This window comes from Campylobacter sp. RM12637 (assembly GCF_020137645.1).
Taxonomy (GTDB): domain Bacteria; phylum Campylobacterota; class Campylobacteria; order Campylobacterales; family Campylobacteraceae; genus Campylobacter_E.
In genome coordinates, this window is sequence record NZ_JACGAV010000004.1 from 115,246 (window position 1) to 141,159 (window position 25,914).

24 protein-coding genes, 1 tRNA gene and 1 pseudogene are annotated in these 25,914 nt (G+C 26.4%); 7 read left to right on the forward strand and 19 right to left on the reverse strand.

Annotated elements, in window-relative coordinates:
* Position 1: 1 nt before the first annotated feature.
* Both AVBRAN12637_RS03475 and AVBRAN12637_RS03480 read right to left on the reverse strand, forming a co-directional pair.
* Positions 2 to 805, reverse strand: a complete 804-nt coding sequence (locus tag AVBRAN12637_RS03475; RefSeq protein WP_336615321.1) for a hypothetical protein — start codon at positions 803 to 805, stop codon at positions 2 to 4.
* A 33-nt stretch (positions 806 to 838) separates the two neighbouring features.
* The gene (locus tag AVBRAN12637_RS03480) at positions 839 to 1,249 is read right to left on the reverse strand and encodes a Fur family transcriptional regulator (protein WP_214116554.1); all 411 of its coding nucleotides are present in this window, start codon (positions 1,247 to 1,249) and stop codon (positions 839 to 841) included.
* 163 nt (positions 1,250 to 1,412) lie between these two features.
* On the opposite strand from AVBRAN12637_RS03480, the pseudogene AVBRAN12637_RS03485 reads away from it, so the two are divergent.
* A pseudogene (locus tag AVBRAN12637_RS03485) lies at positions 1,413 to 1,610 on the forward strand (Rdx family protein); the annotation flags it as partial.
* Positions 1,611 to 1,638: 28 nt separating this feature from the next.
* Here AVBRAN12637_RS03485 and AVBRAN12637_RS03490 read toward each other — a convergent pair.
* The gene (locus AVBRAN12637_RS03490) at positions 1,639 to 2,754 is read right to left on the reverse strand and encodes an FtsW/RodA/SpoVE family cell cycle protein (protein ID WP_214116552.1); all 1,116 of its coding nucleotides are present in this window, start codon (positions 2,752 to 2,754) and stop codon (positions 1,639 to 1,641) included.
* Between the two features lie 52 nt (positions 2,755 to 2,806).
* Between AVBRAN12637_RS03490 and AVBRAN12637_RS03495 the strand changes: the two genes are divergently transcribed.
* The 6 genes from AVBRAN12637_RS03495 to AVBRAN12637_RS03520 all read left to right on the forward strand — a co-directional run bounded on the left by AVBRAN12637_RS03495 (position 2,807) and on the right by AVBRAN12637_RS03520 (position 8,809).
* Positions 2,807 to 3,796 (forward strand): RluA family pseudouridine synthase, encoded by a 990-nt coding sequence (locus AVBRAN12637_RS03495; protein WP_336615322.1) that lies wholly within the window; start codon positions 2,807 to 2,809, stop codon positions 3,794 to 3,796.
* 62 nt (positions 3,797 to 3,858) lie between these two features.
* Complete coding sequence (locus AVBRAN12637_RS03500; protein WP_214120131.1) at positions 3,859 to 5,058, forward strand: fibronectin type III domain-containing protein; 1,200 nt, start codon at positions 3,859 to 3,861, stop codon at positions 5,056 to 5,058.
* Complete coding sequence (gene trmB / locus AVBRAN12637_RS03505) at positions 5,058 to 6,191, forward strand: tRNA (guanosine(46)-N7)-methyltransferase TrmB (RefSeq protein ID WP_336615323.1); 1,134 nt, start codon at positions 5,058 to 5,060, stop codon at positions 6,189 to 6,191. The genes AVBRAN12637_RS03500 and trmB overlap by 1 nt, the downstream gene beginning before the upstream one ends.
* Positions 6,188 to 6,865, forward strand: a complete 678-nt coding sequence (locus tag AVBRAN12637_RS03510) for a cell division ATP-binding protein FtsE (RefSeq protein WP_214120129.1) — start codon at positions 6,188 to 6,190, stop codon at positions 6,863 to 6,865. The genes trmB and AVBRAN12637_RS03510 overlap by 4 nt, the downstream gene beginning before the upstream one ends.
* Positions 6,852 to 7,658 carry an ABC transporter permease gene (locus tag AVBRAN12637_RS03515; RefSeq protein WP_214116540.1) on the forward strand — a complete coding sequence of 269 codons (807 nt, stop codon included), beginning with the start codon at positions 6,852 to 6,854 and terminating at the stop codon, positions 7,656 to 7,658. The genes AVBRAN12637_RS03510 and AVBRAN12637_RS03515 overlap by 14 nt, the downstream gene beginning before the upstream one ends.
* A complete protein-coding gene (locus AVBRAN12637_RS03520) occupies positions 7,655 to 8,809 on the forward strand; it encodes a murein hydrolase activator EnvC family protein (protein ID WP_214116538.1) in 1,155 nt (384 codons plus the stop codon). The genes AVBRAN12637_RS03515 and AVBRAN12637_RS03520 overlap by 4 nt, the downstream gene beginning before the upstream one ends.
* A gap of 7 nt (positions 8,810 to 8,816) precedes the next feature.
* On the opposite strand, the gene AVBRAN12637_RS03525 is transcribed toward AVBRAN12637_RS03520, so the two are convergent.
* The 16 genes from AVBRAN12637_RS03525 to yidC all read right to left on the reverse strand — a co-directional run bounded on the left by AVBRAN12637_RS03525 (position 8,817) and on the right by yidC (position 25,912).
* Complete coding sequence (locus AVBRAN12637_RS03525) at positions 8,817 to 10,130, reverse strand: oligopeptide:H+ symporter (protein WP_336615324.1); 1,314 nt, start codon at positions 10,128 to 10,130, stop codon at positions 8,817 to 8,819.
* A 64-nt stretch (positions 10,131 to 10,194) separates the two neighbouring features.
* Positions 10,195 to 10,271 (reverse strand) — tRNA-Ile (locus tag AVBRAN12637_RS03530).
* 156 nt (positions 10,272 to 10,427) lie between these two features.
* The gene (gene ald / locus AVBRAN12637_RS03535) at positions 10,428 to 11,540 is read right to left on the reverse strand and encodes an alanine dehydrogenase (protein ID WP_214116534.1); all 1,113 of its coding nucleotides are present in this window, start codon (positions 11,538 to 11,540) and stop codon (positions 10,428 to 10,430) included.
* 98 nt (positions 11,541 to 11,638) lie between these two features.
* Positions 11,639 to 12,211, reverse strand: coding sequence for a manganese efflux pump MntP (locus AVBRAN12637_RS03540; protein WP_214120127.1), 573 nt, complete (start codon positions 12,209 to 12,211; stop codon positions 11,639 to 11,641).
* Positions 12,189 to 14,792, reverse strand: a complete 2,604-nt coding sequence (gene gyrA, locus AVBRAN12637_RS03545; RefSeq protein ID WP_336614545.1) for a DNA gyrase subunit A — start codon at positions 14,790 to 14,792, stop codon at positions 12,189 to 12,191. The genes AVBRAN12637_RS03540 and gyrA overlap by 23 nt, the downstream gene beginning before the upstream one ends.
* A gap of 38 nt (positions 14,793 to 14,830) precedes the next feature.
* Entirely contained in the window at positions 14,831 to 15,394 is a 564-nt protein-coding gene (locus AVBRAN12637_RS03550; RefSeq protein ID WP_239802769.1) for a ComF family protein, read from the reverse strand.
* Positions 15,395 to 15,401: 7 nt separating this feature from the next.
* Entirely contained in the window at positions 15,402 to 15,701 is a 300-nt protein-coding gene (locus tag AVBRAN12637_RS03555; RefSeq protein WP_214116528.1) for a thiamine-binding protein, read from the reverse strand.
* 10 nt (positions 15,702 to 15,711) lie between these two features.
* Entirely contained in the window at positions 15,712 to 16,359 is a 648-nt protein-coding gene (locus tag AVBRAN12637_RS03560) for a nitroreductase family protein (RefSeq protein ID WP_336615325.1), read from the reverse strand.
* Positions 16,349 to 16,945 (reverse strand): LysE family transporter, encoded by a 597-nt coding sequence (locus AVBRAN12637_RS03565; protein WP_336608497.1) that lies wholly within the window; start codon positions 16,943 to 16,945, stop codon positions 16,349 to 16,351. Before AVBRAN12637_RS03565 ends, AVBRAN12637_RS03560 begins: the two co-directional genes overlap by 11 nt.
* Positions 16,938 to 19,031, reverse strand: a complete 2,094-nt coding sequence (locus AVBRAN12637_RS03570) for a polyribonucleotide nucleotidyltransferase (RefSeq protein WP_214120586.1) — start codon at positions 19,029 to 19,031, stop codon at positions 16,938 to 16,940. The genes AVBRAN12637_RS03565 and AVBRAN12637_RS03570 overlap by 8 nt, the downstream gene beginning before the upstream one ends.
* A complete protein-coding gene (locus AVBRAN12637_RS03575) occupies positions 19,015 to 19,692 on the reverse strand; it encodes a sodium:proton antiporter (protein ID WP_214116520.1) in 678 nt (225 codons plus the stop codon). Before AVBRAN12637_RS03575 ends, AVBRAN12637_RS03570 begins: the two co-directional genes overlap by 17 nt.
* The gene (locus AVBRAN12637_RS03580; RefSeq protein ID WP_336615326.1) at positions 19,682 to 21,724 is read right to left on the reverse strand and encodes an LPS-assembly protein LptD; all 2,043 of its coding nucleotides are present in this window, start codon (positions 21,722 to 21,724) and stop codon (positions 19,682 to 19,684) included. The genes AVBRAN12637_RS03575 and AVBRAN12637_RS03580 overlap by 11 nt, the downstream gene beginning before the upstream one ends.
* On the reverse strand, positions 21,717 to 22,205 hold the full coding sequence (locus tag AVBRAN12637_RS03585; RefSeq protein ID WP_336613829.1) for an RDD family protein: 489 nt from the start codon (positions 22,203 to 22,205) through the stop codon (positions 21,717 to 21,719). Before AVBRAN12637_RS03585 ends, AVBRAN12637_RS03580 begins: the two co-directional genes overlap by 8 nt.
* Positions 22,206 to 22,426: 221 nt before the next feature.
* Entirely contained in the window at positions 22,427 to 23,752 is a 1,326-nt protein-coding gene (gene mnmE / locus AVBRAN12637_RS03590) for a tRNA uridine-5-carboxymethylaminomethyl(34) synthesis GTPase MnmE (protein WP_214150417.1), read from the reverse strand.
* Complete coding sequence (locus AVBRAN12637_RS03595) at positions 23,749 to 24,378, reverse strand: Jag N-terminal domain-containing protein (protein ID WP_336615327.1); 630 nt, start codon at positions 24,376 to 24,378, stop codon at positions 23,749 to 23,751. Before AVBRAN12637_RS03595 ends, mnmE begins: the two co-directional genes overlap by 4 nt.
* Complete coding sequence (gene yidC / locus AVBRAN12637_RS03600; protein WP_336615328.1) at positions 24,365 to 25,912, reverse strand: membrane protein insertase YidC; 1,548 nt, start codon at positions 25,910 to 25,912, stop codon at positions 24,365 to 24,367. Before yidC ends, AVBRAN12637_RS03595 begins: the two co-directional genes overlap by 14 nt.
* Between the last annotated feature and the right edge of the window lie 2 nt (positions 25,913 to 25,914).

Genomic DNA, 25,914 nt, shown 5'->3' on the forward strand with positions numbered 1-25,914 from the left:
TTTATCCTAAATAATAAGTTCTAGCTATTTTACTAATTTTTCTAGCTATTTTTTTAACGCTTTTATTTTTTGCTAATTTTTCTTGAAAATCTAATTTTTTATGAGTTTTAAAAAAGCTTAAAAATTCAAGCAATATTATTAATTTTTCGCAACTTTCATTAAATCTTAATACTTTTATAGCTTCTTTTCTTAAAACTTTTGAAAAGATTTTTACAAAATTAACCTTAGCACAATTTGTGGTATAAAAATTATTTTCATCTAAAATAATACAAGATAAATTATCATAAAAATTATCATTTTTATTGATAGTTTTTATTATATTTTCTTCGTAAATAAAAGAGAATAAATTAAGAATTTCTTTTATTATCTCTTGCTTAGAATTAATACTCAAATAAAACAAATATATCCTTAAAGCAAGTCCTATGCTAATGCTTAAATCCCTTGATTTAAACCCATAAGTTAAAAATATTTTTAATCTTTCATATTCACTAAAACTAAGCCCATCTTGAGAATTTTCATCAAATAAAGTGCAGATATAAAAATTATTAAATTGTTCTATCATCTTGCCTTGAGTGATGGCTCTTTTGTATTTTAAACTTTTGCTTTTTACTTCATTTAAGCTAAGCTCACTCGTATGATATTCTATGTCAGTTCTTGATAAATTAGCTTTTAAAAAATGTAAATTGCTATCAATTATATCAAGTTTATAAAGACTATTTTCAAATAAACAAAAACTATCTTTAAGCTTTTTAAACTCTAAATTACTCTCTAAGGTAAAAAAGAGAAAGTGTTTTAAAATACTCACCTAAACTCCTTTTTTATCTTATTTTAACTTATATTATTTGCAATTTGAACAAGTAGCCAAAAACGCTGTAATTTTAATACTTTCTATAGGATTATCTAACTTAGTTTGTAAAGTTTGTTGATATTTATCAAGTCCAGCCTTAACTTTATCTAAATCAAAAACACTTTTACAATTATTACAAACCAAATGAATATGTTCGTATTCATATATATCGTATTTTGATTTATCATTAGGGATTGAAATCTCAACTACTAAACCCTCATCAATCATAGTGCTAAGATTTTTATAAACAGTAGCAAGTGAAATTGCAGGATATTCAACCTTTATTTGCTCGTATAATTCATCAATACTAGGGTGTTCGTGTTTTGATAAAACTTTTAAAATGCTTATTCTTTGCGGAGTTGCTTTTAGCTTTCTATCCTTTAAAATCTCTAAAAACTTCATATTTACCTTTACCAAATAATATTTTTTATTAAATGCGAAAGAATACTATAAATAACTTAATATTTCTAGTCATTAATTAAGTTATTTTAAATTTGTAATATTTTTGTAAGGAGAAAAAATGAAAGCGAAAATCATTTATTGTAATGCTTGAAAATATGAACCACAAGCTGCAAGGGTTGCAGATGAATTAATTGGTGAATTTCAAGGAATAGAAGTAGAATTTGAAATAGGAAGTAAAGGCGATTTTATAGTTATTTGTGATAATGAGAAAATATATTCAAAAAATGAATTAATAGGTTGTGATAGCAAAAGATTTCCACATATTAATGAGATTAATTCACTTATTAAAGCCTATAGATAATTAAAGAATTTAATTTTAAATTCTTTAATTACAAATCAATTCTTACTAATTTATAATCAGGGTCAAACCTAAATGATAATAAATTTTCATATATTCCAAAAAGTATCATAAAGGTTACAAAAGAGCTTCCACCATAGCTAAAAAACGGCAGTGGCACTCCAACAACAGGAGCAAACCCTATAGTCATAGATACATTAACCCCAACATAAATAAATATTAATATGGATAGAGCTGATGTGAAAGTTTTAGCAAAATAATCTTTTTTAAGCTTTTTATTAAAGCTTAGCAAATGTAAAATCAGTAATAAATATAATCCTAAAAGCAAGCAAGCACCTAAAAATCCGTATCTTTCAATAGTATATGCAAAAATAAAATCACTCGTGCTAATTGGTAAGAATTTAAAATGAGTTTGAGTAGCATCATCTTTGCTTTTACCATTTATTCCACCACTTCCTATTGCTATCATACTTTGTCTTACTTGATAGCTTGGTTTTTCACTTAAAAAATCGGTAATTCTTTTCTTTTGGTAATCATTTAAATTATCATAGACAATAGGAGCTATTGGCATACAAATTCCAAGCAATAATGCCCCTGTTAAAATAATTTTATGATGAATGCCCACTAAAAACAATGTAACATAGCCAACTATTAAAATAATTAAAGCAGAACCTAAATCAGGCTCACTTTTAATAAGAACAAAAGGTAAAATTATATAAAAACTAATTTTGCAAAAATCTTTAAATCTATATCCATCATCAGGTGGAGGATTGTGTCTAATTAAATAAGCAAGCATTAATAAAAATGCAGGTTTAAAAATCTCACTAGGCTGAATTGTAAATCTTGTAAAAGGAATTTCAAGCCATCTAGTAGCTCCTAATTTAGTAGCACCTAAAACATCAACTAATAATAATAAACCTATGCAAAACCAGTAAAAAAAAGGAATAAGCCATTCAATTTTTTTAATTGGTAATAAAAAAAATATAAAAAAAGCAAAAAACCCTACAATCACATATATAATTTGTTTATGCGCTAAAACTTCATTCGCCTCATTCATTAATAAAAATGAAAAAATTATTATTGGAAATACGAGCAATGGCAATATAAAATCAAAGTGGGTTAAAATTTTACCATCTAGTTTTATCAATTTACAACCTTTTGCTAAATTTGTTTATGAATATGATTTAAAAAGGTTAATATTGAGTAAGATTGTAGCAAGTGAAATTGAAAGAATTGATATATATTTAGCTAAAGTTTTAGGACAAAGTCGCTCACAAATTTCTAATCTAATAAAAAATCAAAATGTATTAGTAAATAATAAAGTAATTAAAAACTCATATAAACTAAATATAAATGATGAAATAGAGATTAATTACCCTGATATAAAAGATATAAATATTAAATATGAAGCTAATTTTGATGTAGAAATTCTGTATGAAGATGAGTGTATGCTAGTAGTAAATAAGCCAAATAATGTAGCAACTCACGGCTGCTCTTCTTTAAAAGAAGCATCATTAGTAGAATGGCTACTTGAGAGAAATTATAAACTAGCTGATATCAACGGCAAAATAAGAGCAGGAATAGTGCATAGACTTGATAAAGATACTAGCGGAGTTATGCTAGTAGCTAAAAGCAATGAAGCATATTTTAGCTTAGCAAATCAGATTAAAAATAGAGAAGTAAATAGAATTTATCTAGCAGTTACAAACCACACAATAAATCAAAATCATATAGAAAAATATATAAAAAGAAATGAGAATAATAGATTAAAAATGCAATCTTTAAGCAAAGATGAATGTATTAAAAAATACGGCTTAAATGAAGATAGATGGGGCAAATGGGCTAGAACTCATTTTATAAATCTTGCAAATACAAATGATAAAGCTTTAATTTCAGCAAAATTAGAAAGTGGTAGAACTCATCAAATAAGAACCCATCTAGCAAGTGTAAATAGATATATTTTAGGAGATAGTATTTATGCTGATGAGAACAGTAAAAATAAAGCAAATAGATTAATGCTACATTCATTTTATATAAATTACACCCATCCAATAACAAATAATTTTATGGAATTTTATTCAAGTAATTGTTTGAGTTTTAATGAAGCTATTAAAGATTTTAAAGATATAAAACTTGACTTAAATCTAGCTCATAATTTATTAAATCAATTTAGTAATAATTTGGAATAGGATATGCTTATAAATCATTATTCATACTTAGTATAATTAAATCTTTACACGAAAGGCAAAATATGAAGAAAATTATTAAAATAAGTTTATTTACGGCTTTTATTATAGGTTTTAATGCGTGCTCTAGCACAACAAGTCTTAGTGAAATTGCTCCGATTGATAATCTTACTATGGTAAATAATATAAGAACTCTTCAAGGTATGAGAGAAATAGGATTTGAGTGGGACCCTATATATGATCAAAATATAGATGGTTATAAGATTTATAGAAAAGAGCTAAATGATGAAAATGCAAAAGACAAACTAATCGCTACTATAAATGATAGATATGCAACTCATTATTCTGATAATAATTTAAATCCTGATACTAGCTATGCTTATACTTTCGTAACTTTTAATAAAGAAGGTAATTCAAAATTATCTACTATAAATGTAAAAACTATAGGAAAAATTGAACCAGTTACATTCATTCAAGCAATAGCAGGACTTCCTAATAAAATCAAAATAATTTGGAGACCGCATACTGATTCAAGAGTTGTAAAATATAATATTTATAAACAAGACGCTAATTCTGATAAGTGGTATAAAGTAGCAACTATTAATAATCGCTTAAGTGCTGAATATTTAGACGAAGTTAAAGCAAATCTATATGCTAAATACAAAGTAACTGCACTAACTTATAACGGAGTTGAAAGTGATGCTAGTGCTGAAGTTGAAGCAATTAGTAAAGTTTTACCACCACAAATTGTAAATATCAATGTAACTACAAACCTACCTAAAAAAATAATTCTTACTTGGGACGCTCCTAAATATGAAGATTTTTCTCATTATAAAATATATTATTCAAAAGCATCTTTATTACCATTTTTTGAGCTAGCTACAACTACAGAAAATAGCTATGAGGATAATATAGGAGATGATGGAGTAAGCAGATATTATTATGTAACTATGATAGATAAAGACGGACTTGAGAGTGCAAAAACTGGCGTAAATGTAGTTGGAATGAGCCTTGATAAACCTAAAACTCCTGCTCTTACAGGATTTGAATTACAAAATGAAAATACACTAAAAATAAAATGGATTAGCACGGATAATCGTATAAGAACCTATAAACTTATTAAAAATTCAACAGAAGTTGCAAACGGAATACAAAATGATTATTATGTAGATACTACATATGTGCCTGGAGATGTTTATCAAATAATTGGCGTTGATGAATTTGGAATAGAATCAAAACCTAGTTCAAAATTGAGTGTTAAATAATGCCAAATTTTAAAGCAAAATATATAAAGAATTTAACCTTGCCAATTAGTGTTGGGGAGGTTAAATTTAAATTTAAAACAAAAACACAATTAGGCAAAACTTTAGTTTATACCAGTATTAATAATTCTAGTTTTTTTATAGAACTTAACGAAAAAAATAATGAATTTGTAGTAAAAATTGATAAATTAACAAAAATTACCGACTTAGCCTTGATGCAAAAAGCCTTAGAAGCATTTGAAAAAACATTTTGTGATGAAATCATATCAAAAGCATATCATTATAATAAATTTAAAGAATTAGCAAGTAATGTCATATCATCTCCTAAGGACTTTAAAGAATTAATTAATTCATTAGATAATGCTTATTTAGAGATAGGTTTTGGTTCAGGAAGACATTTACTATATCAAGCAAAAAATAATCCTCAAAATACTTATATTGGAATAGAAATTCATAAACCTAGTCTTATTCAAGTAAGTAAATTAGCTAAAGATTTAAAGAATATATATTTATTAGATTTTGATGCAAGAATAGCTATAAAAGAATTAAATAATAGTTGTTTAAATGGAATATATTTGCATTTTCCTGTGCCTTGGGACGACGCTCCTTATAGAAGAGTTGTATCAAATGAATTTAAAAACGAGTGCGAAAGAGTATTAAAAGAAAATGGATTTTTTGAATTAAGAAGCGATAGTTTAATGTATGCAGAATATACAAAAAATATTTTTTATGATTTAGACTATGATTATTTTAAAAATAAAAACGCAAGGATAATAAGCAAATACGAAAGCCGTTGGCTTAAAATGAATAAAGATATATATGATTTTGTTTGCTATGTGAGAAATAAAAAGAATTTAAATCAAGAAATCATAAATCAAAAAATTAATTTCAAAATTGATTTTAATAAGCTTAATTTTATAAAACATATTGATGAAGATTTTTTCTTAAAAATATCAAGAATTTATGAATGTGATAATGCAAAAATCATTCAAATAGCTTATGGTGGATTTGACACACCAAGTAGCTCTTATTTGTTATGTAAAGAAAATGAAGAATTTGAGTTTTTGTTTCACGACTTTTGCCCAAATACTTTAAATTTAAAAGCATTTATTAAATTAAAAGAGTTTTTACAATGAAAAGCAATGCTACTTTAATAAATGCCAATAATTTAACTCTAGCCTACAATAATGAAATAGTATTGCATAATATAAATTTTAGTGCTAATGAAGGTGATTTTATATTTATCACCGGTAAAAGTGGTAGCGGGAAAACAACATTGCTTAAAAGTTTTTTTGGAGAATTTAGCGAATTTAGTGGGGATTTGCATGTTTTGTTTAAAAATATGGGAAATATTAGCAATGCTGAATTATTAAAACTTAGAAGAAAATTAGGAATAATTTTTCAAGATTATAAGCTAATTAACGAGCTAAATGTAAGCGATAATATAGCATTACCTTTAAAAATAGCTGGCGTTAAAAATGAACAAATCAGCAAGCATGTAGATGTGTTATTAAAATATACAAAACTTCAGCATAAAGCTAAAAAAATGCCTTTAGAATTAAGTGGCGGAGAGCAACAAAGAATAGCCCTTGCAAGAGCAATCATACATAATCCTAAAATAATAATTTGTGATGAGCCAACAGGAAATCTTGATATTCATTCAGCTGATATTATTTGGCAATTACTAAATGCTGCTAGAAACACATTCAATGCTTGCATTATCGCAGTAACTCATCAAATTCCACCTAGAATTGATTTTAATTATAGACATTTAAATATAGAAAATGGGGTTTTGAATGAATTTATTTAAAACACATATTAGTTTTATTTTTCCACTTTTTATTATATGTTTTTGTTTTCAATTTGCCTTTTTTATTGATGAATTAATAAAAGATTATGAAACCAAATTAAATAAAGATTACAGCGTAGTATTAGTAAGCGAGCTTGAAATTCAAGCAGTTGATTTAGCTAATATTGAGTATTTTTCAAGTATTAATGAATTAGACCCTAGTGAAATTCTTAATAAATTAAAAAAAGATATAACAAATGCTAATTTAAATACCTTAAAATCAAAACTCCCAAAATTTTATAATATTAGCTTTACTAAATTTATTAATGAAAACGAAATAAATCAAATCAAAAAACAACTATTAAAAATACCAAATGTTTTAAAAGTAGAAACATTCTCAAAAACACACATTAAAATATATAAATTATTAAATATTATAAAACTAATCTCTTATATATGTTTAATTTGCATAAGCATATTATCTATTGCTTTATTTATAAAACAAATAAAAATTTTTAAATACGAGCACGAAAATAGAATTTATATTCTTAATTTATTTGGGGCAAATTTCTTCCAAAGAGCTGCACCAATGCTTAAGATTGTATTTGTAGATAATATAATTTGTTTTGCTTTATTATTTGCGTTTTTTATTAATTTTAATAATATCTCTTATATAAAAGAATTTTTAGCAAAACTTGATATAGATTTACCGCAAATTGATTTTTTACCTAGCTTAATTGAAGTAAGCTCTTATTCTTTACTAGCTTCATTACTATGTATAATGATTGTAATGTTTAAGGTAAAAAGACAATGAAAAAACTTCTAATAGTTTTGTTTAGCTTAAGTTTATTTGCAAATCAAATAGAAAACAACACAAAAAAACTAGAGCAAACTCAAAATGAAAAAGAACAAATATCAAAAAAATTAGAAGATTTGGCAAGTGAAATAATTGAAGGGGAACAAAAATTAAAAGAAATAAATGAAAAAGTTAAAAAAACTTCAAATATAACAGCAGAATTACAAGAACTTGTAAATGCTCAAAATGGAGAATTAAATACATTTATTACACAAAATAAAGAGCTAATGAAAGATAAAGAGAAATTAGGTGCTAAATTAGTTGAAATAATTGCTAAGGATTTTTCGTATGATTTAATAGCACCAAAAGATTTAATTGATAGCTCAATGAGTATAGTTTCTATTGAAGTATTAAACACACTTTCTGAAGTTTTGAATAATGAGCTTTATAAAATTTCAAAAGATTATGCAAGAACGCAACAACAAATTGATTATAAGCAAAAAAAAATTAGTGAAATGAATGTAAATATTGATAATTATAAAAAACAAGCAAAAGAATTAAGCGAACTTAAAAAACGCCAAGAGAATTTAATTTCTAAACAAAAACAAGATGAAAAAATATATAAACAACGCCTAACAAATTTACAAAAACAACAAGATGAAATTAGAGCAACTTTGGCTAAATTAAAAATCATAGAAAATGAAAAATCAAATAAAAAATCAAGTCAAACTACACAAGTAAAACATTCTGATACCTTAAGTTATGATGGAAAGGTAGCAAAATATACAGGAGCAAAAACTATAGCACCTTTGGTTGATTTTAGTGTAAAACAAAAATTTGGAGATTACATAGACCCTATATATAAATTAAAAATATTTAATGAAAATGTAGTGCTACGCTCAAATACGCCTGATGCCAATGTAAGAGTAGTATTTGATGGAAAAGTAGTTTTTGCAAATGATACTGCAGTCCTTGATAAGGTTGTAATTGTTGAACACGCAAATGGAATTCATACAATATACGCTCACTTATCAAAATTTAGCAAACTTGCAAAGGTTGGAGAAGTATTAAAAAAAGGAAACATTGTTGGAAAAGTTGAAAGGGATTTAACTTTTGAAGTTACACAAAAAAACTACCACATAAATCCGTTAGAACTAATCAACAATTAAATTATAGTTATACTTTTAAGTATTTATACGCAAATAACATTAGTAATGCTAAAAATAATACAAGAAATCCTTGCATACTAAAATACAATTCATAACTAATATTATCAATATATTTTGCAATAATTCCTTCAATTCCTTGTGCAGCACCAGAACATAAAAACCAAATTCCCATAGTGCTTGAATTAAATCCACTTGGAGTTAATTTTGATACTATGCTAAGTCCTAAAACCCCTATACTTGTTTGAGAAATACCCAACATAAAATAAGTAATTAATATATATATTGGATTAATAAAATCATCTTTACTAAGCATTCCTAAAACAATAAATGAACTAGCAGCAATAATCATAGCAGCTGGTATAATTAATGCTTCATTAATTGAGCTTTTTTTACTTATAAAACTTAAAAGCATACTTGTAAAAATACTGACTAAAAACATAAAAGCTAAATACCAACTAGCTGGAATTTGATAATTTAAAATACTAAAAGAAACCTTACTTTTAATTAAAATATTTAAAGTATTAAAGCTTTGAAAAATCAGCATATAAAAAAACACAGCAGCTATTAAATAAAAAGCTAATTTTTTAAAATTATTTTTTGTTGGTATTTTTCTATAAATAAAAATATAAAAAATTATTAAAATTAAAATTGAAAAAATACTTATAATTTTACTAACCACCAAAAGTTCTTGAGTAGCTAAGAATGCAATAAATAAAAATATCAAAATAAGCATAGCTATATTATTTTTAAAAAAATCATATTTTATAGGTTCGCTAGATATATATTTTGAATTATAAAAAAATACTAAAATAGCACAAAATACACTAAAAAATGATATGAAAAATGCTAAATTATAAGAATGTAGTATTAAAAGACCAGCACTAATTTGCCCCAAAAAACATCCTATATTTACAAAAATATAAAACATACTAAATACATACTCGCTATCATTAGGATAACTTTTAGATAACAAACTTGTAATATTTGACTTGATTAATACACTACCAAAAATAATGCAAAAAAGAGATATTGTTAATAAATCAAAAGTTAAACATAAATACCCTAAAGTAAGAAAAATAATTCCTAAAATTACACATCTTTTTGCACCTAAGCAAAAATCACTTAAATAGGCTCCAAATATACCAAAAGCATAAATGGCAGCACCCAAACTTGCACTTATTGCACTTGCTTCACCTTTAGAAAAAGAAAATGTATCCATTAAATAAAATACAAAAATACCTAAAAAGCCTAAAAAGGCAAATCTTTCTAGGGCTTCTATGTAACATATTGGTAATAGTGGTTTTAACTTATTTTTTGACATCGTTTTCTCCTAAAGAAAATCTTGAAGCCTAAGAAAGATTTAATTCTATTAAATTTAAAGGAGGTGGTGGATTTACCAGGACTCGAACCTGGGACCAACCGGTTATGAGCCGGTTGCTCTAACCAACTGAGCTATAAATCCTCCGTGATTAAAAGCTGTTATTATATATTTAAAAACTTAAAAAATACTTAAATAATAAAATTTTTATCTTTATTTTATAGACTTTTATTAATTATAATTATAAATAACTAATAAAAACCTATAGGCATTTATAAAAAATATAAATGCCTAATCATATTACATAGCAATGAAATTCTTAGGATTAAAATACTCAAGGTTAAAGGCATTTGCCACACCTTCGTGAGTGCAGTGTCCTTTATGTGTATTTAAACCATATCTTAAACTTTCAAAACAAGTTATAGCACCAATTACTCCAAGGTTTGCTATTTTAATTCCATAAGGAGTTGTAGCGTTTAATAGTGCTAAAGTAGCTGTTTTTGCAACTGCTCCTGGCATATTACCAACTGCATAATGAATTATCCCATCAACTTCATAAATAGGGTTTGTATGAGTTGTTGCACGGCTTGTCTCAAAACAACCGCCTTGATCAATTGCAACATCAACTATAACAGCACCTTTTTTCATATGTTTTAAATGTTTTCTAGATAATAATTTAGGAGTTTTTGCTCCTGGAACTAAAGCTGCTCCAATTACTACATCAGCATCTTTTATACTATCTAATATATTTGAAATATTACTATATAAAGTAGTAATCTTACCATTAAATACATGGTCAATATAATCTAGTCTATTAGCATCACGACCTAGAATTACAACTTCTGCTCCCATACCAAAAGCAAGTTGAGCAGCATTAAGCCCTACCATACCACTACCTAAAATTACAACTTTTCCTTTTTTAACACCAGTTAGACCACTAAGCAGCATTCCATTACCGCCATAAGTTTTTTCCAAATACTTACAACCTTGAATTACCGCTAAACGACCAGCAATAGCACTCATAGGAGCTAAACAAGGAAGATTTTTACCTTCTTGAATCGTCTCATAAGCAAATGCTGATATTTCTTTATCTATTAACATTTTTGTAAGTTTTTCATCTGCTGCTAAATGTAAATATGTATATAAAATCTGTCCTTTTTTAAAATACTTATATTCACTTTCAATTGGTTCTTTTACTTTAATAATCATTCCAGCTTTTTCAAAAATTTCTTCTTTAGTTAAAATCTTTGCTCCGGCTTTTATATATTCTTCATCACTTATATCAATACCAGCACCGGCTTTACTTTCTACTAAAACTTCATGTCCATGATTTATATATTCAATAACATCTAAAGGCGTTAAGCCAACTCTATATTCTTGGTCTTTAATTTCTTTTAAACAACCTATAATCATTTATACTCCTTTTGTGATAAAGGAGTATGATATAAAAAAAATAAAAACTTCAAAAGATTTTTTTGAAAAAATTATAAAAAGTGTTACGAATTTACAAGTTATATGTTTTCTAGCATATGAACTATTACAATTTTAAACGCCAAAAATAAAAGTAGCAAGCTTCCTATTGGTTGTAAAATTTTTTTATTAACTTTCATTTTACTTATAAATAAACTAGAAAAGCACATAAAAAATGTAATTAAAGCTATTAATAAAGAAGAAATAAATAAATTATATTCCAAAGAAAATATCATAAGTCCTGCACCTAGTGCATCAATACTAGTTGCTATGCTAAGCAAAAATAATGAACCATAACTTATATTAATATTCTCATTTTCATTATCTAAGAATTCCTTAAATAATTTATATGCTAAAAATACAAAAATTGCAAAAATCACATAATGGTCAATTGCTTGAATTAACTTCATATACCTTACATTTAATAAATAAGTTACATAATATCCTAAAATAGGCATTAAAACTTGAAAACAAGCAGATAATGCACTAAAAACCAATAACTTTTTTAAAGATTGTTTTTGTAGCACTAAGCAAATACTTAATGCTACAAAAAATGCGTCAATTGCTAAAGAGAAAGCTAAAATAACAATATCAATTATCATCAAATAAGCCATTCTCTTCTTCTAAATTTTCTTCTTCGTCTTCTTCCTTAGGGCATTTTGCAATGCTTACAACCTCATCGCTACCAACATTTACAACAATTACTCCACTTGTATTTCTACCAGCTTTTCTAATGCTTTGCATATCAGTTCTAATCATCTTGCCACTACTTGTAAGTGCCATTAAATCCATAGTATCATCAACAATTACAATGCCTACTAAATCTTTTGTCTTTTGAGTAAGTTTCATACAAATTACGCCCTTACCACCACGACTTTGTAAGCGATATTCTCCTGCATCAGTTCTTTTTGCGATACCTTTTTGGCTAACACTTAAAATTTCTTGCTCATTACTTTCAATAACCACTGCACCTATTACATAATCTTGCTCTTCTTTAAAGCGAATAGCAGTTACCCCACGAGCTACACGACCAATTTGACGAACTTTTGTAAGTGGGAATTTAATACACATACCCTTTTTAGTAGCTACAAAAATCATAGTTCCACTAACTTGCTCTTCTTGGTTTTCTTGGTTTTCATCTAAAGAATTTTCTTCTTCAACAATTTGAATATTATCATCTTCAATAATTTCACTATTTTCATCAACCAAATCAATATTTTCACTATCATCATTTTGTGCTATTAAAACACTTACTAATTCATCGTTTTCATCAAGATTAATAGCTCTTACACCAACTGAACGGATATTACTATATTCACTTAAATTCGTGCGTTTAATAAGACCATTTTTAGTAAAGAATGCAAGTGATTTTGTCTTAGCAAAATCAGTTGTTGGAATTATTGCCATAATTTTTTCATCTGGTAAAAGATTGATTAGATTTACAACAGCTTTTCCTTTAGCAGTTCTGCTACCTTCAGGAATTTTATAAACTTTTAACCAATATAGTTGTCCTTTATTAGTAACAAACATTAGCGTATCGTGAGAATTTGCAGTAAAGAAACTCTCTATAAAATCATCATCATAAGTAGTAACTGCGACTTTACCTTTACCACCACGCTTTTGTTTTTCATATGATTTTGTAGGAACTCTTTTAATATATCCACGATGAGTAATTGTAATTACCATTGGCTCATTTGGTATTAAATCTTCTACATCAATTTCATCATAATCATCTACTATTTCAGTAATTCTTGGAACTTTAAATTTATTTTTAATTTCTAATAATTCATCGTGAATTATTTCTTCTATTTTTTCTTCACTTTTTAAGATTGCATTTAGTTCTTCAATTTTTGCTAAAAGTTCTCTTAATTCATCTTCTAATTTATCTCTTTCAAGTCCTGTAAGACGGCTAAGTCTCATTTCTAAAATAGCATTAGCTTGTAATTCAGTTAAGCTAAATTTTTCTACTAAAGCATCTCTTGCACTTGCAGTATCTGCACTTGATTTAATTAATGCAATTACTTCATCTATATTATCTAGTGCAATTTTAAGACCTTCTAAGATATGCGCTCTTGCTTTTGCTTTTTCAAGTTCAAAAATAGTTCTTCTAATAATTACGGTTTTTCTATGATTTAAGAATAAATCTAATAGCTCAATTAAAGAAAATACCTTAGGTTCTTTATTGTGAATTGCTAACATTATCACACCAAATGTTGTCTCCATTGTGGTGCTTTTAAATAAATTATTTAGCACAATTTCACTCATAGCATCACGCTTAAGCTCAATTACAAGGCGAATTCCATCTCTATCACTCTCATCTCTTGTCTCGCTTATACCTTCTATTTGCTTTTCTTTTACAAGCTCTGCAATTTGCTCGTGAAGTCTTGCTTTATTTACTTGATAAGGCAACTCATCAATTACTATTAGCTCTTTATTTCCTTTTTGTTCTATATGAGTTTTTGCTCTTACTTTAATTCTACCACGACCTGTTTTATAAGCTTCTATAATGCCTTTTTTACCAAAAATTATCCCACCAGTTGGAAAATCAGGACCTTTTATAAACTGCATTATTTCTTCTAAACTAGCGTTTTTATTCTCAAGTAAATATAAAAGTCCATCTACTAATTCATCTAAACTATGTGGTGGAATATTAGTTGCCATACCAACAGCAATACCACTTGAGCCGTTTAATAATAAATTAGGCACTCTTGAAGGTAAAACATCAGGCTCACTCATACTATCATCATAGTTTGGAACAAAATCAACGGTGTCTTTATCTAAATCTTTTAACAATTCTTCAGCCAAAATTGTCATTCTAGCTTCAGTATAACGCATAGCTGCAGCACCATCTCCATCAACTGAACCAAAGTTTCCTTGACCATCAATACTTGGGTATCTCATTGAAAAGCTTTGTGCCATTCTTACTAAAGCATCATAAACAGCAGTATCTCCGTGCGGATGGTATTTACCGATTACATCACCCACTATACGAGCTGATTTTTTATAAGCACTTTTTGAACCTACTCCTAAATCATTCATTGCATAAAGAATTCTTCTATGAACCGGCTTTAATCCATCTCTTGCATCAGGTAAGGCACGGCCTATAATTACTGACATAGAATAATCAAGATAGCTTGTTTTTATACTATCTTCAATATCTACAATAGTAATTTCACTATTATCAAATAAATTCATTGTTTTCCTTTAAGTAAAGATTTTTTTATACTAGCAAACTAAACTTTCGCATCGGCTAATACGACCGCAAAAAGAACCTTAATTTTAGCTTTTTTAAGCACTAAATTCGCTTGTTTTAAAGACTCACCTGAAGTGATAATATCATCTACTAAAATTACAGGTAAATCCAAGGTCTTTTGTAATTCATATTTTCTTTTATTTTTCTTTCTAAATGAAAGGCTTTTGCCTTTATAAATAATCTTATTTTTTGCTTTAATTGCGTTATATAATGGAATAATATTTTTTGATTTCATATTTTTAATAAGTATTGCTGTATGAGAATATCCGCTAGAGCAATCATCATCTAAGCCTATAGCATAAGCTAATTCATTATCAAAATGAAATCTTTTATAAGAATAAGATGCGAGTTTATTTAATATAAAATATCCACTAATAAAATGCTTGTGATTTAATAGTTTTTTAATTTTAGAATATTTATAAAAGCTAATTACTTCTAAACCATCATCTAAAATTCTTCTTTTACATTCAAGTAATTTAAATTCTTTTTCACAAGTTTTACAAAAAATCTTAAATGTAGGCTTAGAGCAATTATAACATAGCATAAAGATTTTATTCTTTATCTTTTAGACGCTTTTTAACCGATTTTACCTTATATTTTAAATTATCATTTCTACTTTTGTGAATGTCAAATTTGGCTACTAAATAAACTCTATCTTTATTAATTAATTTATTTGCTTTATTTAAAATTTTTAAAGCACTTTTTAAATCATCAGTTTCTACGCTAGTTCCCATTGCACCTAATTTGTGTTTTATATTTTTCTTTCTTAAATACTCAATAATTGGTGCTATTTCTTCACTTTTACTATCATCGCTCATAGAAAAAATACAAAAATCCATTGTAACACTCATTTTTTCTCCTTTAAATAAATTTAATTATTTCTTCATTACTTGCTCTAGTAGTTTTAAAATTATTTACATTATCGCTACTTTTTTTACCTATTGCAATGCCACATATGATTTTTCCTTCAATCCCATTTTCTCTAATAGTATCGCAATATTCAGCAATACTACCTAAAACACAAGTGCTAAATCCTAAATATGTAGCCGCATTCAAAAAATTAGCTAGAAAAATACCACAATCTAGCAAAGAACCTTCGTTTAAACCATTATCAATATGTAAAATTGCTAGATTTTTAGCATTAAAGAATTTAAAATTCTTATGCCATTGCTCTAGCCTTTTTTCTTTCTCATCTCGCTTTATATTAAGTGCTTCATAAAGCTTAATTCCCGATTCAAATCTCCTACCTTTATAAGGTTCAAACCAAATATCAGGATATAATTTTATATCTTGGCTTTTAATATCATTTTTAACAGCATTTAATAAATCATCGCTTAATTTAACAAGACTTTTGCCACTAAAAAAGCTTAGTTTTGCTGGTTGCATATTTGTTGCACTAGGGCTTAATTTTGCAAGTTCTACTATATTAATTAATTCATCTTTACTTAATTCATAGTCAATAAAATCTCTACAAGAAAATCTATTATCCAAACATTCCTTAAAAGTCATAAAATCTCCTTAAAACAAGCATAATTGCAAAATATTCTAAAATAAAAGCAGAAATTATATTAATAATCTTTAGCACTTTTATACTAAATAAATTTGTATATTTATATACAAAAAACGACAGCGAAAATATCCAAATAAGTATGCTAACGCTAAGTCCTAAAAATAAATATATAGGATTTTGTTTAGTGCTTAGCATAGTTGCAACGCTAAGCCAAAATGTGATTACATAAGGATTTGCTAGATTTAGTAAAAATCCTTTAATAAAATTACTAAATATATTTGTATTTTCTAAATTCTTATGAAGATTTATATCTTTTACTGGCTTTAGCATTAAAAATGCTAAATAACTTAAAAATATAAAGCCAAAAATACTTAAAATATTTAAAAATAAATCATTTTTAATAAATTCTAAAACGCTAAAGCTTAATAATGATAAATAAAGTAAATCAGCAACAAAAGCACCAAAACCTAAAGAAAAAGCATTCTTAAAAGATTTTAGTGCATAACTTAAAATTAGAATATTAACAGGACCAAAAGGAACGCAAACTCCAAGTCCTAATAATATCCCATCAAATAAATCATTCATCTGCTAAACTAAGTCCTACTTTTCCATCTTTAATTTCGCTAACTATTACTTCTAGCGTTTCGCCCTCATTAAAGCTTTTACCCTTAATTTTATTAGAATGTAATAATCCATCAATGCCGTCTTGTAAGGTTACAAATACTCCAAAATTAGCTACTTTTTTAACAACTCCACTAAATCTAGTTCCTATTTCAAATTCTACTTTAGGAGCTTGTTTTTTGCCTTTAGATTTTGGTTTTAACACTTCATTTAATATATATTCTTTAGCTTCTTTTACTAATTTTCCACTAATTTTTACTTCATTTTTATCTCTATCTAAATCTATGCTAACGCCAAATTTATCTATGATTTCTTTAATAGTTTTACCACCTTGACCAATAATTTCTGGAATATCATTAGCACTTACGCTAAATATTTCTAATTTAGGTAAAATTTCTTCATTAATAACAATCTTAGAATTTGCTTCTTCCATTAAATTAAGAATATGAATTCTTCCTTTTCTAGCAGCTTCTAAAGCTTGGGTTAATATTTCAGTGCTAACCCCACCTAATTTTATATCCATTTGCATAGCAGTTATTCCATCAACACTACCTGCTACTTTAAAATCCATATCCCCATCGTGATCTTCTAAGCCCATAATATCAGTTAATACAGCATATTCATTATCTTCAATTATAAGTCCCATAGCAACTCCAGCTACTAGTTTTTTACTAGGAACTGCTGCAGCACGAAGAGCTAATGAGCCACCACAAACACTAGCCATTGAGCTACTTCCATTACTTTCTAATATTTCTGAAACTATTCTAATAGTATGAGCATAATCTTTACTAACTGAAGAACTTAAAGCTCTTTTTGCTAGATTTCCGTGTCCTAATTCTCTTCTTGAAGGTGCTTTTAAAGGACTTGCTTCGCCTACACAAAAACCAGGAAAATTATAATTAAACATAAATCTTTCATAGGTAGTTGATTTATTATTTAATAATTCAATCGCTTGAGCGTCATTGTCGCTACCTAAAGTACAAACCACTAATGCTTGAGTTTGACCCCTTGTAAATAAACAAGAGCCGTGCGCATTTGGTAAAATATTAGTCAATATACTAATAGGACGAACCTCATCTAAAGCTCTCCCATCAGCTCTTCTTCTTTCTTTTAAGATTTGCTTTCTTACTATATGTTTTTTAATACGATTTAATTCATAATCAAGTTCAGCTTCACTCCAATTATTATTTATAAATTCTTCATCTAAAACAACTTTTTTTGCAATAGCTTTAAGCTCACTTGCTCTTTCGCTTTTAGCCATTTTATTAATTGCAAATTTTATATCTTCTAAATAGTTTTTTTCTAAATATTCATATACTGCTAGATTTTCACTATCAGCTTTATAGTTAAACTCATAAGATTTTTTATATTCTTTAAAAGTATTATAAAAATCATTACTTATATTTAAAATACTACCTTTTGCAAATTCTAAAGCTTGTAATAACTCACTCTCACTCATCTCATTCATTGAATTATTAGTCTCATTTGCTTTCATTTCTATCATTAATAATTCATCTTTAAGACCACTTACAAACAAATCAAGACTTGAAAGTTCTAAAGAATTTAAATCAGGATTTAGAACAAAACCATTTTCATCCTTAGCAACCCTAACCCCAACTGCTGGATATACAATTTCAATATCACTTAAAAATAAAGCCGCACTTGCTGCATAAAGTGCAAGTGGCTGAATATCAACATTTTCTTCAACCGAAAGAAGCATAACTACAATATGAGTTGGGTGTAAATAACCCTTAGGAAATAATGGGCGTAATGTTCTATCAATTATTCTTGAAGTTAAAGTCTCATAATCACTTGGTTTTGTTTCTCTTTTCACAAAACCGCCTGGAATTTTACCTGCTGCATAAGTTTTTTCTACATAACTAACGGTTAATGGTAAAAAATCTTCACTAACACACTCATCTTCTCTAGCAACACTTGCTAACATAACCGTTTTACCACAAGTCATTAAAACACTTGCATTTGCTTGTTTGGCAACTAAATCAAGTTCAAATACTAATTCTTTATCGTTAATCTTAATTATTTTTTTCATTTATCTCCTTTTGATATGGCAAATAATAATTGCTCGTTTCTAAAATCTCACACGCATATTCACTTGATATTTCAAGTGGTTGCTTGTAGTAATAATCTTTATCTATAAAATGTTCTATTTTTTCTAAATAATAAACTTTATCAAATAAATCATTATAATAATTATAAGCATCAGCAGCTACTAAAGCACTTGCATATTTTATACTTCTAACGCCTAAACCCAATAAACTTTTATGACATACATTAATAGTTAAACCACTGTTTGAACCTTGGTCTAACAATAAAATATCCTTACCTTTAAGATTGCTAAGTGGTAAAGACTTTCTATATTTTGCAATTTTACCCATAATTGATTCATCATAAAGCACAGTACTCATTGATAAAATATATTCTTGAGTTATGGAAAAAGCTTCAATTAATTCTTGAATACATACTATATCTCTTGTTTCACTAATTTTTGCTATCTGACATTCATTATTTGGGGCATATATGCCTTTGTTAAAAAGCATATCATAATATAAATTAAGTTCACTTGCAATAGTCTCAATAAAAGGAATATTTTTAATACTATTTCCTATAATTATATGTCCTTCTAATTCTTTATATTGCAATAATTTTTCACTAAATTTATTAGCAGCTTGTAAAGGATTGTCAAAAATCATAAGTATCATCACCTCTTAAAGCAAAATTATATCTTACACCGCCTATTGGATAAAGATTGAATTTCAAATAAACCCCCCTATCTCTTACAGATTTTACACCCATTTGAGTAAGTTTAGCTGTTGTGCTTTCTTTAAATTCTAAAGAATAATTTATACATCTTTTTTTATGAGTAAAACCTATACTATAGTTTTCAAATTTCTTACTATTTAAATTAAACCAAGCTTGAGAATATATTATATTATAAGGCATAAATTCATATTGAAATTTACTAGTTAAAAATCTATCATAAGGCTTATTTTTCACAAGAAGCTCATCAATTTTATTATAATAAAATCCAGAACTTATTTTAAATGGCTGGGTTGTATATACTCCTTCTATAAAAAATCTATCAATATTAGAATTTTTAAACGAATACTCCGTAGTATTATTAATATTAAAATTATTATTAAAATAATACTTAAACTGATTGCTTAAAATATTAAACTTAGAATCTTCTGTCCTAAGCGTTAAAGAATGCTTAAGTTTTTTATCATTATCACTAAAAATTATTTGAGATAACTCAATATTAAAGGTTAAATCATCATAAGTATTTGGTATGAAAAATTCATTTTCTATTTCTTTTGAACCAGTCCTAAGACTAGCACCAAAACCAAAATTAATATTATGCAATATATAATCATACTTTCTAAATAAATTAGTATATATAAAAGCACTATGAGTAGAATTAAAATTATAATCATCTCTTCTACTATAATTATTATAAAAGTTAAGTCCTAATTCAAATTCTTCATTTAAAACAAAGTTAATATAATCATCAAATAAGCTTTTATTAAACTCAATTGGAACATAAAAATGAAATCTATTTAATGTGCTACCTTCTCTTCTATAAAAATTGCTATATGAAAAATCTGCTTTATAGTTAATATGATTGTCAAATAAAGTATCATAAAATCTATGATAATGTAAATTTGGAACTTCTTGTAAAGTATAATCTTGATTAATACTTGAAGTGTCTTGATAATATTTAGCATATAAACCGAAATAATCTTTATTATCTGTATAAAAATAATTAAATTTTGAAGTTATTATGGCTTCATCATTATTATCTAAAAAACTAGATAAATTCAAATAATCAATATCACTAATTCTTAAAAAGTCTAAATATAATCCTTCTTGATTTTTGTTATTTGTATTAAAGATTTTATCTCTTTCATAGTGCATATTAAATCCATAATGCTCGCCAAATTTCAATTCTTCTTTATTAAAATAACTATTAAATTCTTTAAAATACCCAACTCCTATATTTCCTTTAGAATAAGGGCTATCAACAAAACGAAAATTAGAATAAATTCCATAACCCCTATTTGTTCTAATTTGTGGTCTTAATTCTAAATCCATTCTATGATTAATCGCCCAAAAAAATGGTTGCTCATAATGAATAGCTTCTTTGCTTTTTATTGATAATTTAGGAACCAAAAAACCAGTTTTTCTACTATCATCTGTATTAATAGCAAAATATGGCATATAAAAAATTGGTATATTTTTAAATCTTAAAACCATACCTTTTAATACTAAATCTTGAGTTTTAGTATTATAAATACCTTCCTTAAAATCAATACTCCATTCAGGATTTGTAACATCACAAGAACTAACACTTGCATTTTTTACAATAAAATCACCATTTATATAAGAACTATTCTTACTTTTTAACCATACTTCAATAAAAGAATCGCTTATAAAAAAATTATCAAAATTTGCACAAGAATTACCTAAATTAATTTTTGCATAATTTGATATAGTAGTTTGATTATTGTTTATTAAAAATACATCTCCAAATAATTCTAACTCTTTTGTATCTTGATTATATTTACCACTATTTGCTCTTGCAAAATAATTTTCTTTAAACAACAATATATCTTTATTTGAGATTATGTAATTATCTTTTTTTATAAACTCATCTGATTGAATTTCAATTTGATTTGAATAAAGTAAGCCAATAAGCAATATCAAATAAGATATTTTTTTAATCAACTTTAATCACCATAGATTTGCTGGCAATATCAGCAAAATTTCTTCTTGTCTTATTAAAGAATATAGATACAAACAATACCCCATTTATAAAAAATTCACAAAATACAAACACTAAAGCTCTATTTAAAGATTCTGTAAAATTAGGAGTATCAAAATGTTCGCAATTTACAATTTTTGTCTTTGTAATCATATTGCCAAAAGTTGCACCATACATATAAAAAAATATAAGAACATAAAAGAATTTAATAATAAAATATGCTTTTACATAGCTAAATAACAATATATTTAAATTGATATAATCTTCGTTATTTATTAAGGTTCTTATTTTAATTATTTCTTCATCGTTTATAAAATATATCATTAAAATAAAGATAAGAATATAGCAAATTATAAAATCAGCCACAAAAGCAATAAACCTAGCAACAATATCGGCTAGTTGTTTATCTTCTTTTTCAAGCTTTTCTAATATTTTATCATCCATTTAAAACCCTAAACATAAATCCCCAAACAAGCGTTAAATTTCAAGGTCTTGTAACCTAAAAAATAGTGGAAGAAAAGCATTAAAGGCTGCAATTCACAATTACTTGCATCACAGAACACGGTTGCTTAAACTTAATCACATAAAAAAATCTGTTAGACCGAATATATTAAACCCGCGTTGTCTAGGGTAGTGTAATTTTACATAAAAAGCTTAATGAATTTTTACTTACCCAAGCAAAACTCAGAAAACATTGCATCAAACAATTCATCGCTTCCTGTTTTTTTACCAAAAAGAGATAGTTTATTTAAACTTTCATTTAAATAATAAGCACAAATTTCAAGCTCATTAAAATTATCTATAGCTAAATAAATATTCTCACTAGCACTATAAAACGCACTTATTAAATCAGTATTTGTTAAAACCAATTCATTGTCTAATTGAGAATTTAAATAATTTTTTAATTCAAATTCTAAAGCTTTTATATCATTATTTAATGCTGATATTTTAATACCTTCTAAAGTATTTACTTGAGCTAAGTCGCTTTTATTTTGAACTATAAAATATTTTTTACCACTATTTTTAATGTATTCTAAAAGTTTTAATTCATCTTCTAAGCATTCTTTTGATGAATCAATTAAAAACAATACTATATCAGCTTTATTAATAGCCTCATAGCTTCTTTTAATGCCTAATTCTTCTATTAAATCATCACTTTGTCTAATTCCTGCAGTATCAACTAATTTTATTAAATGTCCGTGATAGTTTAAATACTCTTCAATACTATCTCTAGTAGTTCCTGCAATATCACTAACTATTGCTCTATTAAATGATAATAAAGCATTTAATAAAGAGCTTTTACCTACATTTGGTTTTCCAATAATTGCTAGGTTAAATCCTTCTATTAAGCCTCTTTTTTTCTCGCTTCTAATTGCAATTGTTTCTAATTCTTTAGCATTATTAAGTAGTTTTGTTTTAGCATTTTCTAAAATATCTTCAGGCAAATCATCATCAGCATAATCAATTGCAGTTTCTAAATAAGCTAAAGTTTTAATTAACTCATCTTGAGTGCTAGTAATTAATTCTTTAAAAGCTCCATCTATATTCTTAGATATTATTTTTCTTGCATTTTCACTCTTTGCAGCAATTAATTCATTTATTAAAAGTGCTTTTTCTAAACTCATTTTATTGTTTAAGCAAGCTCTTTTGCTAAATTCCCCTGCTCTTGCAAATCTAGCACCTAATTTATTTAAAATCATAAGTATATTTTGTGCGTTTGTAAAACCGCCGTGAATTTGAAACTCTACGCAATCTTCACCAGTAAAAGAAAAAGGGGCTTTAAAATAAATTATAATGCCTTCATCAACAAATTCATTTTCGTAAAATAGTTTAAAAAAGTGAGCATAGCGGGGATTATTTTTTAATTTTTCTGCGTTTTTTTGACTTAATAATTTTGATGCTATTTCTAAAGCTTTTTCCCCACTTAATCTAATAATACTAATAGCACCATTTCCACTAGCACTAGCAAGTGCTACTATTGTGCTATTCATTGTTTTTTAAATTCTCCATAAATTGCAATGTATCTTCCTAAAGAACTATCTTTTATAACTATATTTTTATGAGAAAATTCTTTTAATAATTCTTCATATACTAGATTTAATAAACTTGTTTCTAATGGTCTTGTTTGAGCCTTACCTGCTTCATCAATTTTTGTCTTTACTTCGCTTAAATGCTTTTCAAGATTTTCTCTTAATTTAGCAAGAACACCACAAATCTCAACTCTTGCGTGAAGATTGTATTTAATGTTTATTAGATGATTTACAATAGTATCTAGTGCTTTGTATTTATGTGCGTCTTTTCCTATTAAACTTTCATAAGAATTTGCAATAAATTCTACATTTACACTATTTTCATTAGCTGGAGTTACCACAACATCTCTTACATCAAAATATTCACTACAAAATAAATTTTTTAAATCTTGTGCAATATCTTCAATAATATTAATTTCAATTTTTTTCTTAACTTTTACTTCAATTATTGCATCTTTTTTAAAAAAACCTAAAAAACCAGCTTTTGGCAATTGAATTATTTCATACTCTAATTCTCTAATAGAGCAATTAGTTTCCTTAATTGCTCTATCAATAGCACCTTCTAGTGTTTTATCAACTATTTGCATTTTTTCCTTCTTTATTAGCAAAAATTTTATTTACAAACCATTGTTGAGCTAGTGAAAATGTATTATTTACACACCAATACAATGTAAGACCTGCTGGGAAATTTATAAAAAATATCACAAATACTAAAGGTAAGAATTTCATAATCTTAGCTTGTGTAGGGTCTTGTATAGTCATAGGAGTTATAACTTGTTGTAAAAACATAGTAGCACCCATGTAAATTGGTAAAATATAATAAGGATCATGTATTGCTAAGTCATTAATCCATAAAGCCCAAGGGGCAGCCTTAAGTTCAATAGCATTTAATAATACCCTATAAATTGCAAAAAATATTGGAATTTGAATTAATATTGGTAAACATCCGCCTAATGGATTTGCCTTATGTTTTTTATAAAGCTCCATCATATGCATTTGCATTTTTTGTGGATTACCTTTATATTTTTCTTGAATTTCTTTAATTTTTGGAGCTAAAACTTTTAATTTTTGCATAGAAACCATACTTTTATAAGTTGGATATGTAAGACAAATTCTAACAACTATCGTAAGAATAACAATAGACCAACCCCAATTGCCTACATGTGAATATATAAAACTTAAAAATGCGAACATTGGTTTAGCAATAAAAGTAAACCAACCATATTCAACCACATTTGTAAGTTTTTCATTAACAGCTTCTAAAATTTTATGCTCTTTTGGACCAATATAAGCATTAAATGTATCATTACCACTAGCTACAACATAACCAACTGATAAATCTTTGTGATTTTTAACAACTACCTTAAATGGCTTTTCAAAATTATAAAATGTGCTTGTGTAGTATCTATCAGAAAATGCAGCTATTATAGAATCAGTTTCAACTCTTTCATCATTTGATTTTATATCTCCATCTTCATAATCTACTTTAGTATCATCATTTTTGTAAATCATAGCACCATGAACCGTTAAAGTATCTGCTAAAACATTAGGACGCTCACCTGGAGTAATAACATAATCTCTTAATTTATTATCACTAAAAGTAATTTTTACTTGATAAAAACCATTTTCTTTGAATGTTATAATTTTATTAACAATTACACCATTTACATCTTTACTTAAAACTAGCTCTTCACCAATATTTACACTACTTTTATTTGCTTTAAAAGTTGTATTGTTAAATTCTTTATTAAATTCACTATCATAAAAAACCATAGATAAAGGATATAAAGTAGTATTTTTATCAACTAAATTAATAGCTTCATTTGTTTCATTTAAAAATCTTTCATCTTTTAAAATAAAACTACTAATTTCTCCATTTTCATTGATTTGAACATCAAAATGCTCATTATTAACACTAGCAATAATATTATTTGTTTTTATTGCTTTAATATCTCCGATATTTTGAGTTTTTGTTTGTATATTACTAACTTCTTGCTTTTGAATTTGTTGAGTATTAGTAACAACTGGTTTAGGGATTAAAAAATCATAACCTATAAAAAAAACCATAGATAAAACTACAGCAATTATAATCCTTTTTTGTTGAGATATATTATCAAACATAT